Source organism: Geodermatophilus sp. SYSU D01105 (assembly GCF_054050095.1).
Genome location: NZ_JBJGYR010000006.1, coordinates 37,345 through 51,542 on the forward strand (window position 1 = coordinate 37,345; position 14,198 = coordinate 51,542).

Consider the following 14,198-nt stretch of genomic DNA (forward strand, 5'->3'; position numbering starts at 1 on the left):
ACCACCCTACGGTGGCCCCGCTGCGGGGTCCCGCCGCGAGGGGAGGACCCCGCCCTCGTCATCCCTCGCACGCTCGGGACGAGCCTCGGGACGGGGCCAGGTGGCAGCGGCTCCCTTCTCCTAGGCTGCGGGCATGACCGTCCGGCTGACCCGCATCTACACGAAGACCGGTGACGCCGGGCAGACCCACCTCGGCGACATGAGCCGGGTGGCCAAGACCGATCCGCGGCTGGCCGCCTACGCCGACGTCGACGAGGCCAACAGCGTGCTCGGCGTCGCGCTGGCGCTCGGTTCGCCGGAGCCCGAGCTCGCCGCGCTGCTGCGCACGGTGCAGAACGACCTGTTCGACGTCGGCGCGGACCTCAGCACGCCGATCACCCCGGACCCGGAGTTCCCCCCGCTGCGGGTGACGGCCGCCTACACCGAGCGGCTCGAGGCGGCCTGCGACGCGCACAACGCGGCGCTGCCCCGGCTCACCAGCTTCATCCTCCCCGGCGGCACCCCGCTGGCCGCGCTGCTGCACCAGGCCCGGGTCGTCGTCCGCCGGGCCGAGCGCAGCGTGTGGGCCCTGCTGGCCGCCGACGCCGACCGCACCAACGCCGAGACCGCCCGCTACCTCAACCGGCTGTCGGACCTGCTGTTCATCCTCGCCCGCGTGGCCAACCCCGGCGGCGACGTGCTGTGGGAGCCGGGCGCGCACAGCGGTGCGCACGCGCAGCGGGCCGCGACCCCGCCGGCCGAGGCCGACTGACCCGGCTCACCGGACCGGCGGCGCGGACTCCACCCAGGAGAGGAACCCGGTCACGGTCGCCGGGTCCATGGCCAGCTCGCGAGGCCCGGCGGCGGTGGCACAGGACAGGACGACGACGTCCGGGGGCAGCGCCACGTCCTCGGGGGTGACCGCGCGCCGGCTCTCGACCTGGAACTCCGCGCGGCACAGCCGCTGCTGAGGGCGCGGCGACAGGGACAGCGCCCGGTACCAGAGCAGCGCGTCGCCGCCGTACCAGGCCACCCCGACCGACCAGCGGGCCGAGCCGGCCGGCCGCAGCCACATGGTGACCGCGCCCAGCCCGGAGAGCAGGAACCGCCGCCGCAGCAGGAAGGCCACGACGAGCCCCACCACGAGCGCGACGGCCAGGACGATCAGTGCGGTCGTCATCCTGGGCGCCGGCGCATCGAGGAGTCCAGCCGGGGCTCAGGCGTCCTGTCCGGCCGCCCGCAGGCGCGACTGCGCGCGGCGCGCTGCGGCCAGGGCCTCCGGGTCGTCCCCGGCGCCCTCAGCGCGGCGCAGGGCCTCGCGGGCCCGCTCGACGTCGATCTCGGAGGAGATCTCCGCGGTCTCGGCGAGGATCGAGACGCCCCGGTCGGTCACCGACAGGAAGCCGCCGTGCGCGGCCACGACCAGGTCCTCCCCCTCGGCGGTGCGGATGGTCACGACACCGCCCTCGGCGAGCTGGCCCAGCAGCGGCGCGTGCCCGGGCAGGACACCGAGCTCGCCCTCGGTGGTGCGGGCGATGACCATGTTGGCCTCGCCTGACCAGATCAGCCGCTCGACGGCCACCAACTCGACCTGCAGGGTCGCCACGACACTCCTCGGGGTCCACCGACGGGCGGTGCGGGGTCACCGGCCCGGGGAGGACGCGGCGACGGGTCGACGTCACTGTATCGGCCGCACCGCGCTCCCCGATCGGGCGATCCCCGCGCCCGGCGCCCGAGGCCCGGAGCGGAGGGGTCCTCCCGTCAGGCGGCCCGACGGTAGAGCAGCGTCCACCGGCCGACCCGGACCCACGGGTGCCGCACGGTCGAGGCCGGGGCCCAGCGCTCGGTGACGTACTGCTGCTGGCCGGCGTACGGGAGCCCTGCCGACGGCGGCCAGCTCCAGTCGGCGCCGTCCCACCTGGTCCCCGTCGTCGCGTCCACGGCCTTCTCCCGTACGTCCCCCGGGCCCTCCGGGCTCTCCGTCCTGGTTGATCGGCACCCAGCATCCCGCGCTTGAGCTGGCCGGCACCAGGGCTCTCGTCCCCTTGGGTACGCGGCAGGCCGGGAACTCAAACCCCCGAACGCCGGACGGCCGGGCCCCCGAGGGGACCCGGCCGTCGCTGGCCCCTCCAGGGGCCCGCGCCGCGCGGAGCGTGGCGTGAGGAGAAGGGGGTCCTTCGTCAGCCCCGCTTGAGCTTGTCGGCGTTGCGCTCGAGGTCCTCGAGGCCACCGCACATGAAGAACGCCTGCTCGGGGACGTGGTCGTACTCGCCGTCGGTGATCGCCTTGAAGGCCTGCAGCGTCTCCGCCAGCGGCACGAACGACCCGGGCTGACCGGTGAACGCCTCGGCCACGAACATGTTCTGCGAGAGAAAGCGCTCGACGCGCCGCGCCCGCTGGACGGTGACCTTGTCCTCCTCGGAGAGCTCGTCGATGCCGAGGATGGCGATGATGTCCTGCAGCTCCTGGTAGCGCTGCAGCACCTGCTTCACCGTCTGGGCGACCGCGTAGTGCTCCTGACCGACGTACTGCGGGTCGAGGATCCGGCTGGTCGAGTCCAGCGGGTCCACGGCCGGGTAGATGCCCTTCTCCGAGATCGGCCGGGAGAGCACCGTCGTCGCGTCGAGGTGGGCGAAGGTGGTGTGCGGCGCCGGGTCGGTGATGTCGTCGGCGGGCACGTAGATCGCCTGCATCGAGGTGATCGAGTGGCCGCGGGTCGAGGTGATCCGCTCCTGAAGCTCGCCCATCTCGTCGGCCAGCGTCGGCTGGTAGCCCACGGCCGAGGGCATCCGGCCGAGCAGGGTGGAGACCTCGGAGCCCGCCTGGGTGAACCGGAAGATGTTGTCGATGAAGAGCAGCACGTCCTGGCCCTGCTCGTCACGGAAGTACTCCGCCATCGTCAGCGCCGACAGCGCCACCCGCAGCCGGGTGCCCGGCGGCTCGTCCATCTGACCGAAGACCAGCGCCGTGGAGTCGATGACCCCGGACTCGGTCATCTCGGTGATGAGGTCGTTGCCCTCACGGGTGCGCTCGCCGACGCCGGCGAACACCGACACACCACCGAACTCCTGGGCGACGCGGCGGATCATCTCCTGGATGAGCACCGTCTTGCCCACGCCGGCGCCGCCGAACAGGCCGATCTTCCCACCCGCCACGTAGGGGGTGAGCAGGTCGATCACCTTGATGCCGGTCTCCAGCATCTCGGTGCGGCCCTCGAGCTGGTCGAACCGCGGCGCGTGCCGGTGGATCTCCCAGCGCGGTGCGTTCGCGCCGTAGCCCGGCTCGTCGAGGCACTCGCCGAGGGCGTTCCACACGTGACCGGTCGTCACGTTGCCGACCGGCACGGAGATGGCCGAGCCGGTGTCGACGACCTCGGCACCGCGGATGAGGCCGTCGGTCGGCTGCATGGAGATGGTGCGGACCACGTTGTCGCCCAGGTGCTGGGCGACCTCGAGGGTCAGCGTCTTGCCCAGGTCGGCGAGGGTGACCTCCACCTTCAGGGCGTTGAACAGGTCGGGCATCGCGTCGCGCGGGAACTCGACGTCGACGACCGGCCCGGTGACCCGGACGACGCGGCCGGTCGTCTGGGTGGTCGGACGGTCCTCGGTGACGGTCATCTGTACTGCTCTCCTGCCCTCGGGCTCGGTGGTCCTTCGTCTTCAGTCTCCCCGCCGCGCGGGGAGGGGTCAGTCGTCGGCGCCGGCCGACACGAGCGCGTCGGCACCGCCGACGATCTCGCTGATCTCCTGGGTGATCTCGGCCTGGCGGGCCTGGTTGGCCTGCCGGGAGAGGTTCTTCGCCAGCTCCTCGGCGTTGTCCGACGCCGACTTCATCGCCCGCCGCCGGGACGCCGACTCCGAGGCCGCCGCCTCCAGCATCGACGCGTAGATGCGCGCGTTGACGTACTTCGGCAGGAGCGCGTCGAGCAGCGCGTCGGCCGAGGGCTCGAACTCGTAGGAGGTCGGCACCCCGCTGTCGCCGGTGACGCCGCGCTCGCGGTCCTCCCGCTCGTAGTCGAACTCCTCGACCTCCTCGACCTCCAGCGGGGCCATCCGCTTGGCGACCGGGACCTGCGAGAGCAGCGACCGGAACTCGGTGTAGACGATGTGCAGCTCGTCCACGCCCAGCACCCCGTCAGCCCCGGCACCGGACTCGTCGTCGTCCGCGCCGGCGGTGAAGGCGTCGATGAGCGCCTCACCGACCCGCTGGGCGTCGACGAAGTTCGGCTGCTCCGAGAAGCCGGTGAAGGTCTCGGCCATCTCGCGGTCGCGGAAGGAGTAGTACGTCTCCCCCTTCCGGCCCACCACGTAGAGGACCGGCTGCTTGCCCTCCTGGCGCAGCAACGAGAGCAGTTCCTCGGTGCGGCGCAGCACGTTGACGTTGTACGAGCCGGCGAACCCGCGGTCGGAGGTGATCACGAGGACCGCCGCGCGGCGCGGGTTCTGCCGCTCGGTGAGCAGCGGGTGGTCCAGCGACGCCGAGGACGCCAGTGCGGACAGCACCCGGGTGATCTCCCGGGCGTAGGGCTTGGAGGCCTCCACCCGGGCCTGGGCGCGGACGATGCGGGCACCGGCGATCAGCTCCTGGGCCGAGAAGATCTTCTTCGTCGACTGGGTGGAGCGGATCCGGCGCCGCAGCGCGCGCAGGTTGCCGGCCACGGTCAGGCGCTCCGCTTGACCTGGACGCGCTCCTGGCCGCGCTCGGACGCGTCCATCGCCTCGGCGTCGGGCTCGTTGAGGTGCAGGTGCTCGCCCTCGGAGGTCTGGAACTGGCGGTAGAACTCCTCGACCGCGGACTCCAGGCTGCGGACGGCGTCGTCCCCGAGCGTCCTGGTCTGCCGGATCTCGTCGTAGATGCCGGTGCTGCCCCGGCCGATGAAGTCGAGGAACTCGGACTCGAAGCGGCGGACCTCCGACACCGGCACCCGGTCGAGCTTGCCGGTGGTGCCCAGCCAGATGGAGACGACCTCCCGCTCCACCGGGTAGGGCTGGTACTGGCCCTGCTTGAGCAGCTCCACCAGGCGCTGCCCGCGCTCGAGGGTCGCGCGGCTGGAGGCGTCCAGGTCCGAGGAGAACGAGGCGAACGCCTCGAGCTCGCGGTACTGGGCCAGGTCGAGCCGCAGGCGGCCGGCGACGGACTTCATCGCCTTGATCTGCGCCGACCCACCGACGCGGGACACCGAGATGCCGACGTTGATGGCCGGCCGGACACCGGAGTTGAACAGACCCGTCTCGAGGAAGATCTGCCCGTCGGTGATCGAGATGACGTTGGTCGGGATGTACGCCGACACGTCGTTGCCCTTGGTCTCGATCAGCGGCAGACCGGTCATCGAGCCGCCACCGAGCTCGTCGGAGAGCTTCGCGCAGCGCTCCAGCAGCCGGGAGTGGAGGTAGAAGACGTCGCCCGGGTAGGCCTCACGGCCCGGCGGACGGCGCAGCAGCAGGGAGACCGCGCGGTAGGCCTCGGCCTGCTTGGACAGGTCGTCGAAGACGATCAGGACGTGCTTGCCCTCGTACATCCAGTGCTGGCCGATGGCCGAGCCGGTGTAGGGGGCGATGTACTTGAAGCCCGCAGCCTCCGACGCCGGGGCGGCGACGATCGTCGTGTACTCCATGGCGCCGGCGTCCTCGAGGGCGGCGCGGATGGCGGCGATCGTCGAGCCCTTCTGGCCGACGGCGACGTAGATGCAGCGGACCTGCTGCTTCGGGTCGCCGGTGGCCCAGGCTTCCTTCTGGTTGATGATCGTGTCGGTGACGATCGCGGTCTTGCCGGTCTGCCGGTCACCGATGACCAGCTGGCGCTGCCCGCGGCCGATCGGCGTCATGGCGTCGATGGCCTTGATGCCGGTCTGCATCGGCTCGTGCACCGACTGCCGCTGGACCACGGTCGGGGCCTGCAGCTCCAGGGCCCGGCGGCCGGTCGTGGCGATCGGGCCGGCGCCGTCGATCGGGTTGCCCAGCGGGTCGACGACGCGGCCGAGGTAGCCGTCGCCGACCGGGACCGAGAGGACCTCGCCGGTGCGGCGGACCTGCTGGCCCTCCTCGATGCCGGCGTAGTCGCCGAGGATGACGACACCGACCTCGCGCACGTCCAGGTTCAGGGCGAGGCCGCGGACGCCGCTCTCGAACTCGAGCAGCTCGTTCGTCATGACCGAGGGCAGCCCCTCGACCCGCGCGATGCCGTCGCCGGCCTCGGTGACGATGCCGACCTCTTCCCGGGAGACGTCCGGGGCGAAGTCGGTGACGTAGTTCTGGATGGCACTGCGGATCTCGTCTGCGGAGATCGTCAGCTCGGCCATGGCTCTGAGTCCTCTTCCCTGCGGGGTGGTGTCTGTCTGGGGGCTCGGGTGCGGGTCAGCCGACGAAGCGCCGTCCGGCGGCCTCGAGACGGTGGGCGATGCTGCCGTCGATGACCTCGTCACCGACGCGGATGACCAGGCCGCCGAGGACGTCGGGGTCGACGGTCACCTGGAGCCCGATCGGCCTCCCGTAGAGGCGGCTGAGCACGTCTCCCAGTCTGCGCTCCTGCGCATCGGTGAGCGCCACGGCGCTGGTGACGTGGGCCACCGACCGGCCACGGCGGGCCGAGGTCACCTCGGAGAGCCGCTCGATGGCGTTCTCGGCGTTGCCGACGTGCCGGCTGGTCAGGTGGCTGCGCAGCAGGAGCGCGGAGATCGGGCTGACCCGCCCGCCGAGCAGCCGCTCCAGCAGCGCGGACTTGCCAGCGGCGGGGGCGGTGCGGTCGGTGAGGATCTGGGACAGCTCGGGGTTCGCCGCGACGATCCGGCCGAACCGGAACAGCTCGTCCTCCACCCCGTCCAGCTCGCCACGGGCGTCCGCGGCGTCGAGGGCGGCGTCGGTGGCGAGGGTCTCGGTGGCCTCGACCAGGTCCAGCGGCCGCGACCAGCGCTGCCGGGCCACCGTCTCCACGAGGTCGAGGGTGGCTCCGGACACCTTGCCGTCGAGCAGCCGGCGGGCCAGACCGGCCCGGTCGGCCGGCTTGCCGGACGGGTCCGACAGCGCCCGGCGCAGGGACACCTGGTCGTCGAGCAGGCGGGCGACGGCGAACAGCTCCTCGGACAGGCCCAGGAGCTCGTCGCCGGACGCGGCGCGGGACTGCCCGGTCAGGCGGTCCCGCGCCCTCTCGACCAGGCCCGAGGCGGGTCGGGAGAGCTCGGACAGGCGCTCACGCGCCTGCGCGAGCGCCGCCCGGCTGGAGGCGTCCATCAGCGGTTGCCCTCCGGGGCGTACACCGAGCTGCCGCTGCGGCCGTCCGGGGACCCGGCGGCCATGCCGTCGAGCTGGTCGAGGAACCGGTCGACGGTGCCGCTGCGGCGGGCCTGGTCCTCGAGGGACTCCCCGACGACGCGGCCGGCGAGGTCGACGGCGAGCGCGCCGATGTGGCCGCGCAGCTCGTTGACCACCTGCTGCCGGGAGGCGGCCAGCTGCTCCTCGCCGCGGGCGAGGATCCGCGCGGACTCCTGCTGGGCCTGCGCCCGCAGCTCCTCGAGGATCTGCTGCCCCTCGGCCCGGGCCTGGTCCCGGATCTGCGCCGCCTCGGTACGGGCCTCGGCCAGCTGGGCGCGGTACTGGTCCAGCGCCGCCTTGGCCTCCGCCTGCATCGCCTCGGCCCGCTCGATGCCGCCCTCGATCGCCTCGCGGCGGGCCCGGAAGACCTGCTCGAAGCGCGGGGCGACGAACTTGGCGAACACGAAGAAGACGATCGCGAACGCGATCAGCCCGATGATGATCTCGCCGACGGGCGGCAGCAGCGGGTTGTGTGCCTCCGCAGCCTGGATGCTCATGTCTGTGTCCCTATGTCAGATGGGTCCGACCTGGAGGGAACGGGTCAGCCGGCGTTGCCGGGCCCGAAGATGAAGGGGACGACCAGGCCGATCAGCGCGAGCGCCTCGGAGAGGGCCGCGCCGAGGAAGGCGTAGGTGCGGGTCAGGCCGGCGGACTCGGGCTGACGGGCCGTGGCCTGGATGTAGGCGGCCCAGACGATGCCGACGCCGATACCCGGGCCGATCGCGGCGAGGCCGTAGCCGACCGAACCGATGCTGCCGACGAGCTCTGCCATGACGTCCATGCGGGGTGGTTCCTCCTGTGTCGGTCGCCCGGGCTTCCCGGGCGGCTGGCTTGGGGGGTGGTGCGGTCAGTGAGCGGGCTCGACGGCGCCGTTGAGGTAGGTCGCCGTGAGCACGGTGAAGACGTAGGCCTGGAGCACGATCACCAGGAGCTCGAAGAACGTCATGACCACGGCCATGACGAACGAGGCGGCCCCGAAGAGCGGGAAGATGCCGCCCGCGGTGAACAGGTAGACCGCGCCCAGGGAGAAGACGACCAGCAGCATGTGGCCGGCGAACATGTTCGCGAAGAGCCGCACGGCCAGGGTGAACGGCCGGATCACGAACACCTGGAGCAGCTCGATGGGCGTGACCAGGATCAGCGCGCCGACCGGCACGCCGGGCGGGATCGCGGCGTCCTTGAAGTACCGGCCCGCGCCCTGCTCGCGGATGCCGACCCAGTTGTAGAGCACCCACACGATGACCGCGAGGACCAGCGGGAACCCGAACTTCGACATCGGCGAGATCTGCGCGAACGGGATGATGCTCATCGCGTTGTTCGCGAGGATGAAGAAGAACAGCGAGGCGAGGAAGGGCGCGAACGGCAGGCCCTTGGGGCCGATCACGTCGCGCGCCATGCCGTCGCGGATCAGGGAGTAGCCGCTCTCCCCGAGCCACTGCAGCTTGCCGGGGACGATCGAGGGCTTGCGCACCGTGGCGACCAGCAGGGCGAGGATCGCCGCGGTGGCGATCCACAGGAGGATCGTGATGCGGGTGATCTCGAAGTCGATCCCGAGGAGGGAGAACGAGGCCAGCGGCTCCGGGTAGAACTCCGCGATGGTCGGAGCCTGGAAACCGCCTTCCTCACCACCTTCGGCGGCGAGCACGTCGACGAGCGCGAGGGCGCTGGAGGTCACCGTTGTCCCTTCTGCGTCCTGGTCGGGCTGCGTCGCCCGCCCCGGGTGGAGCCGGTGCGCCGGTCCCCCTCGGCCGGGGGCACGACGCCGTACTTGACGACCACCAGGTAGATGGCCACCGTGAGGCCGAGGATGACGCCGATCAGGGCGACGAAGCGCGTGCCCCACCAGCGGTCGAGCAGCAGCCCGACCCCGCCCCACACGATGATCCCGGAGAGCATGGTCCCGGTGATCCCCCAGCCGATGTCGGCCCCGCTGGGCTGACGGTCGGCGGGCGTTGCAGGTCGAGGTCGAGAACCCCCGCGAGAGGAGCTGTCCTCGGCCATCGCTGCGGACACTATCAGCCGCGTGTCGCGGGGCTCTCCGGCGGAGTGGCAGTTCCCCCGGTCGAGGGCGGTGCGGGGGGCTGCACGTAGTAGATGCGGCGGGTCCAGACCCACCGCTGCTGGACGACGCTCCACAGCAGCGCACCGGCGATGACCGTCCACGCCAGGGTGCGCCGGTCGACCCAGCCGTCGGCCGGCAGGGACTCCAGGACCACGGCCAGGACCAGCACCTTCACGAAGAAGGACCCCAGCGCGGCGGGCAGGGTGAAGGCGTCGCCGTGGCGGCCGGCCCACGCGATGACCAGCCCGGACGCGGCGAAGAAGGCGGTCACCACCACCGCCCCGACCACGACCGCGTAGGCGTCGTCCGCACCGCCGAGCAGGCCCGCCAGCGGGGCGGCGACGGCGGTGAGCCCGGCGGTGACCAGGCCGCCCACCCGGAGGAAGGAGAGGTCCCAGGGGATCTCGCGCTGGGACGTGGTCTGGGTCATCGAACTCCCTGCCCGGCGCCCGCCGCCCGCGGGGACGGCTCGGCGGGCTGGTCCGGGGACCGGCCGGGACTGCTGGTGGGGGCGCGGAGGGCCCGCGCCGTGGGGTGGTCGGCGCGGCTGCGCTCGCGCTGGGCGGCCAGCTCGGCGGCCCGCGCCTCCCGCGCGGCCCGGCGGGCCCGCGGGCTGAGGACGACGACGACGCCGACGACGAGGAGGACGCCGATGGCGACCAGGAGCTCGGCGGTGCCCCCGGTGATCGACAGCGTGACCGCGCCGAAGGACAGCAGCGCCGCCCAGAAGTACATGACCATCACCGCGCGCCGGTGCGAGTGGCCGATGGCCAGCAGGCGGTGGTGCAGGTGCATCTTGTCCGGCGAGAACGGCGACTGCCCGCGCCGCGTGCGCCGGATGACGGCCATCACCAGGTCGATGAAGGGGATGGACAGCACCGCGACCGGGACGAGCAGCGGCAGGGCCAGCGGCAGCAGGCTGGCCGCGGAGTCGAACGACTGCGGGTCGACCCGGCCGGTCGCGGTGACCGCGGCGGCCGAGAGCATCAGCCCGACGAGCATGGACCCCGAGTCGCCCATGAAGATCCGCGCCGGGCTGAAGTTGTGCGGCAGGAAGCCGAGGCAGGCGCCGGCGAGCACGGCGGTGATCAGGGCCGGGGCGCTGGCGACCTCGTCGTAGCCGACCAGGCCCAGGTTGTAGCTGTAGGCGAAGAAGGCCAGCGCCGCGACCGCCGAGACGCCCGCGGCCAGCCCGTCGAGGCCGTCGATGAAGTTGAGCGCGTTGACCGTGAGGACGGTCAGCAGGATGGTCAGCGGGACGCCGATGTCCGGGCCGAGGGAGAGCGTCCCGATGTCGGCGACCGGCAGGAAGACGAACGCCAGCTGCACGCCCATCAGCACCATCACGCCGGCGGCCGCGATCTGGCCGGTGAGCTTGGTGAGCGCGTCCAGACCGAACTTGTCGTCGAGGACACCGAGGGCGCAGATGAGCCCGCCGGCGACCAGGACGGCCGCGGTCTGGGAGTCCTCGAAGGTGCGTTGCAGCGCCGGCAGCCGGGTCGCCACGAGCACCGCCGCGGCCACGCCGAGGTACATCGCCACCCCACCGCCGCGGGGGGTGGGGATCACGTGCACGTCCCGCTCCCGCGGGGCGGCCATCATGCGCAGCCGGACCGCCACCATGCGCACCACCGGGGTGGCCAGGAAGGTGACCAGCCCGGCGGTGAGCAGGACGACGACGTACTCGCGCATCGGTCAGCCGGGGCCGAGCAGAGTCCCGGCTGCACGGCCCACCACCCGGCCGGTGGCCCAGGAGGGGGTGCTCATGGCGGCAGTGCTCCCGGCGGGATCGGCGACGGACGGTCCTCCCACGGTAGCGCTCCCGACGGGCGTCCAGCCCGACGGCGCGGACCGCGCCGCTCCCCCGGCCCTCAGTCGGTGAGTTCGGGCACGACCTCGCGGAGGCGGTCGACGGGGATCGCGCCGATGCGCAGCACCCGGGGGGTGGGGCCGGTGCAGTCGACGATCGTGCTCGCCGCCGAGGACCTCCGCGGCCCGCCGTCGAGGACCACCGCCGCGTGCATCCCCAGCTGGGTGATCGCCTGCTCGGCGGTCGTGGCGGCGGGTCGGCCCGAGCGGTTGGCGCTGGACACGGCCAGCGGTCCGGTGCGGCGCAGCAGGTCGCGGGCGACGTCGTCGTCGGGCAGCCGGACGGCGACGGTGCCCTCGGCGTCCCCCAGGTCCCAGGCCAGCGAGGCCGCGTGCTCGACCACCAGGGTCAGCCCGCCGGGCCAGAACGCCTCGGCCAGCCGCGTGGCGACCGGCGGCACGCTGGTCGCCAGGCCGGCCAGCGTGGACGCCTCCCCGATGAGCACCGGCACCGGCATCGTGCGGCCGCGGTTCTTGGCCGCGAGCAGCCGGGTGACCGCCGCCGGGGTGAACGCGTCGGCGGCGACGCCGTAGACGGTGTCGGTGGGCAGCAGCACCAGCTCACCGGCGCCGATCGCCGTCACCGCGGCGTCCAGCCCGGCGGTCCTGGCCTCGGGGTCGGTGCAGTCGTAGGTCGCCGGGGTCGGAGATGGGGCCACGGCACCGGAGTCTGTCACCCCGGCCCCCGCCGGGCGGTGGTGTACCGGGGGCGGCCGGCCAGGTCGGCGTGGTCGGCGACGTCGGTGAAGCCCCCGTGTGCCCGGACGAGCGCCGGCAGCGCGCCGCCCTGCTGGTCGGCGTGCTCGATGCCCAGCGCTCCTCCCGGCCGCAGCAGCCGGGCGGCGGTCCGCACCAGGCCGCGCACGACGTCCAGCCCGTCCGGGCCGCCCCACAGGGCCAGGGGCGGGTCGTGGTCGGCGACCTCGCGCGGCACCCGGGCCCCGTCGGGCACGTACGGCGGGTTGGAGACGACGACGTCGACGGCGCCGTCGAGGTCGGGGAGCAGCCACGGGTCGGTCATGTCGCCGGCCAGCACCTGCACCGGGGTGTCCCCCGCCGCGGCCCGCTCGGCGGCGTTGTGGCGGGTCCACTCGATGGCTCCGGCGTCCCGCTCGACGGCGGTGACCCGGGCGCCGGGGTGTTCGTGCGCGATCGACAGCGCGATGGCGCCCGATCCGCTGCCGAGGTCGACCACGACGGGCTCGGGGACGCCGGCGAGGCGGCCCAGCACCCACTCCACGAGCAGCTCGGTCTCGGGCCGGGGCACGAACACCCCCGGGCCGACGGCGAGCTCCAGGTGGCGGAACGGTGCGCGCCCGGTGAGGTGCTGCAGCGGCACCCGGCCGGCCCGCTGGTCGAGCAGCCCGGCGAACCGGTCGGCCGCGTCGCCGGGGACGTCGCCCAGGGTCAGCAGGCCGGTGCGGGAGACACCGAGCACGTGCGCCAGGAGCAGCTCGGCGTCCACCCGCGGGGACTCGACGCCGGCATCGGAGAGCCGGCGGACCGCATCGGCGAGCAGGCCGCGCGCGTTCAGGACCCGGCCGCCAGGAGCTCGGCGGTGTGCGCGCGGGTGAGGGCGTCGATGACCGGGTCGAGGTCGCCGTCGAGCACCTGGTCGAGGTTGTGCGCCTTGAAGCCCACCCGGTGGTCGCTGATCCGGTTCTCCGGGAAGTTGTAGGTGCGCACCCGCTCGCTGCGGTCCACGGTGCGCACCTGGCTGCGCCGCTGGTCGCTGGCCGCGGCGGCGGCCTCCTCGCGGGCGGCGGCGAGCAGCCGCGAGCGCAGGATGCGCAGCGCGGACTCCCGGTTCTGCAGCTGGCTCTTCTCGTTCTGGCAGCTGACCACGATGCCGGTGGGCAGGTGGGTGATCCGGACGGCGGAGTCGGTGGTGTTCACGCTCTGCCCGCCGGGGCCGCTGGACCGGAAGACGTCGATGCGCAGGTCGTTGGGGTCGACGGTGACGTCGACCTCCTCGGCCTCGGGGAGCACGAGGACCCCGGCGGCGGAGGTGTGGATGCGCCCCTGGCTCTCGGTGACCGGCACCCGCTGGACGCGGTGCACGCCGCCCTCGAACTTCAGCCGGGACCAGATGCCCTCGTCCCCGCGCGACTTGATGGCCACCGAGACGTCCTTGTAGCCGCCGAGGTCGGCGTCGACGGCGTCGATGACCTCGGCCGACCAGCCGCGCCGCTCGGCGTAGCGCAGGTACATGCGCAGCAGGTCGCCGGCGAACAGGGCGGACTCCGCGCCCCCCTCCCCCGCCTTGACCTCGAGGATCACGTCCTTGTCGTCGTCGGGGTCCTTGGGCAGCAGCAGCTCACGGAGCCGCTCCTCCAGCACCGGCACGCGCAGCTCGAGCGCCTGGGCCTCCTCGCGGAAGGACGGGTCCTCAGCGGCCAGTTCGCGGGCGGCGGCGAGGTCGTCGCGCACGGCGTCCAGGGCCCGCTTGGTCTCCACGACGGGCGCGAGCTGCGCGTAGCGGCGGCCCAGCCGGCGGGCGCGGGCGGCGTCGGCGTGGACGGCCGGGTCGGCCAGTTCCCGCTCCAGGGCGGCGTGCTCGGCCAGCAGCCCGGTCACCCGGTCGGGCGCGGCCTCGGTCGGGCTGCTCAACGAAGGTCACCTCTGTCGGCGGGGGGTGGGCGGTGGCGGACACGACGACGGCGCCCGCCCCACGGAGGTGGGACGGGCGCCGTCGGGAGTGCTACTGGCCGGAGGTGGCGTTGCGCTTGCCGAACCGCTTCTCGAAGCGGGCGACGCGGCCGCCGGTGTCCAGGATCCGCTGCTTGCCCGTGTAGAACGGGTGGCAGGCGGAGCAGGTCTCGACGGTCAGCTGGCCACCGGGGGCCGTGCTGCGGGTGGTGAAGGTGTTCCCGCAACCACAGGTCACCGTGGTGGTGTGGTAGTCGGGGTGGATTCCGGGCTTCATCTCGCCTCTTCCGGGGTCTGTGCCGTTCTGGTCTGTCGAACGCCGGCGGCCGGCC

General features: G+C 73.2%; 18 protein-coding genes. 1 reads left to right on the forward strand and 17 read right to left on the reverse strand.

The window, feature by feature from the left end; all coding sequences use genetic code 11:
• Nucleotides 1-133: 133 nt before the first annotated feature.
• A complete protein-coding gene (locus tag ACI79I_RS07000) occupies nucleotides 134-751 on the forward strand; it encodes a cob(I)yrinic acid a,c-diamide adenosyltransferase (RefSeq protein ID WP_456991581.1) in 618 nt (205 codons plus the stop codon).
• Between the two features lie 6 nt (nucleotides 752-757).
• On the opposite strand, the gene ACI79I_RS07005 is transcribed toward ACI79I_RS07000, so the two are convergent.
• The 17 genes from ACI79I_RS07005 to rpmE all read right to left on the reverse strand — a co-directional run bounded on the left by ACI79I_RS07005 (nucleotide 758) and on the right by rpmE (nucleotide 14,143).
• On the reverse strand, nucleotides 758-1,159 hold the full coding sequence (locus ACI79I_RS07005; RefSeq protein WP_456945652.1) for a DUF2550 domain-containing protein: 402 nt from the start codon (nucleotides 1,157-1,159) through the stop codon (nucleotides 758-760).
• A gap of 36 nt (nucleotides 1,160-1,195) precedes the next feature.
• Nucleotides 1,196-1,585, reverse strand: a complete 390-nt coding sequence (locus ACI79I_RS07010) for a F0F1 ATP synthase subunit epsilon (RefSeq protein ID WP_456991582.1) — start codon at nucleotides 1,583-1,585, stop codon at nucleotides 1,196-1,198.
• A 155-nt stretch (nucleotides 1,586-1,740) separates the two neighbouring features.
• A complete protein-coding gene (locus tag ACI79I_RS07015) occupies nucleotides 1,741-1,920 on the reverse strand; it encodes a hypothetical protein (RefSeq protein WP_456991583.1) in 180 nt (59 codons plus the stop codon).
• 239 nt (nucleotides 1,921-2,159) lie between these two features.
• On the reverse strand, nucleotides 2,160-3,596 hold the full coding sequence (gene atpD, locus ACI79I_RS07020) for a F0F1 ATP synthase subunit beta (protein WP_456991584.1): 1,437 nt from the start codon (nucleotides 3,594-3,596) through the stop codon (nucleotides 2,160-2,162).
• A 69-nt stretch (nucleotides 3,597-3,665) separates the two neighbouring features.
• Nucleotides 3,666-4,637 (reverse strand): F0F1 ATP synthase subunit gamma, encoded by a 972-nt coding sequence (locus ACI79I_RS07025; RefSeq protein WP_456991585.1) that lies wholly within the window; start codon nucleotides 4,635-4,637, stop codon nucleotides 3,666-3,668.
• Nucleotides 4,638-4,639: 2 nt separating this feature from the next.
• Nucleotides 4,640-6,277 carry a F0F1 ATP synthase subunit alpha gene (gene atpA / locus ACI79I_RS07030; RefSeq protein WP_456991586.1) on the reverse strand — a complete coding sequence of 546 codons (1,638 nt, stop codon included), beginning with the start codon at nucleotides 6,275-6,277 and terminating at the stop codon, nucleotides 4,640-4,642.
• Between the two features lie 55 nt (nucleotides 6,278-6,332).
• Nucleotides 6,333-7,205, reverse strand: a complete 873-nt coding sequence (locus ACI79I_RS07035; RefSeq protein WP_456991587.1) for a F0F1 ATP synthase subunit delta — start codon at nucleotides 7,203-7,205, stop codon at nucleotides 6,333-6,335.
• On the reverse strand, nucleotides 7,205-7,783 hold the full coding sequence (locus tag ACI79I_RS07040; RefSeq protein ID WP_456945645.1) for a F0F1 ATP synthase subunit B: 579 nt from the start codon (nucleotides 7,781-7,783) through the stop codon (nucleotides 7,205-7,207). Before ACI79I_RS07040 ends, ACI79I_RS07035 begins: the two co-directional genes overlap by 1 nt.
• Nucleotides 7,784-7,827: 44 nt before the next feature.
• Nucleotides 7,828-8,067, reverse strand: a complete 240-nt coding sequence (gene atpE, locus ACI79I_RS07045; protein ID WP_100498270.1) for an ATP synthase F0 subunit C — start codon at nucleotides 8,065-8,067, stop codon at nucleotides 7,828-7,830.
• Nucleotides 8,068-8,133: 66 nt separating this feature from the next.
• Complete coding sequence (gene atpB / locus ACI79I_RS07050) at nucleotides 8,134-8,961, reverse strand: F0F1 ATP synthase subunit A (protein WP_456945644.1); 828 nt, start codon at nucleotides 8,959-8,961, stop codon at nucleotides 8,134-8,136.
• A complete protein-coding gene (locus ACI79I_RS07055) occupies nucleotides 8,958-9,182 on the reverse strand; it encodes a hypothetical protein (protein WP_456991588.1) in 225 nt (74 codons plus the stop codon). Before ACI79I_RS07055 ends, atpB begins: the two co-directional genes overlap by 4 nt.
• A gap of 119 nt (nucleotides 9,183-9,301) precedes the next feature.
• Entirely contained in the window at nucleotides 9,302-9,778 is a 477-nt protein-coding gene (locus ACI79I_RS07060; protein ID WP_456991589.1) for a hypothetical protein, read from the reverse strand.
• Entirely contained in the window at nucleotides 9,775-11,040 is a 1,266-nt protein-coding gene (locus ACI79I_RS07065; RefSeq protein ID WP_456991590.1) for a glycosyltransferase family 4 protein, read from the reverse strand. Before ACI79I_RS07065 ends, ACI79I_RS07060 begins: the two co-directional genes overlap by 4 nt.
• A gap of 179 nt (nucleotides 11,041-11,219) precedes the next feature.
• Nucleotides 11,220-11,876, reverse strand: a complete 657-nt coding sequence (locus tag ACI79I_RS07070) for an L-threonylcarbamoyladenylate synthase (protein ID WP_456991591.1) — start codon at nucleotides 11,874-11,876, stop codon at nucleotides 11,220-11,222.
• 14 nt (nucleotides 11,877-11,890) lie between these two features.
• The gene (gene prmC / locus ACI79I_RS07075) at nucleotides 11,891-12,751 is read right to left on the reverse strand and encodes a peptide chain release factor N(5)-glutamine methyltransferase (RefSeq protein WP_456991781.1); all 861 of its coding nucleotides are present in this window, start codon (nucleotides 12,749-12,751) and stop codon (nucleotides 11,891-11,893) included.
• Entirely contained in the window at nucleotides 12,748-13,827 is a 1,080-nt protein-coding gene (gene prfA, locus ACI79I_RS07080) for a peptide chain release factor 1 (protein WP_456991592.1), read from the reverse strand. Before prfA ends, prmC begins: the two co-directional genes overlap by 4 nt.
• Before the next feature lie 91 nt (nucleotides 13,828-13,918).
• Nucleotides 13,919-14,143 (reverse strand): 50S ribosomal protein L31, encoded by a 225-nt coding sequence (gene rpmE / locus ACI79I_RS07085; protein ID WP_456991593.1) that lies wholly within the window; start codon nucleotides 14,141-14,143, stop codon nucleotides 13,919-13,921.
• Nucleotides 14,144-14,198: the final 55 nt, after the last annotated feature.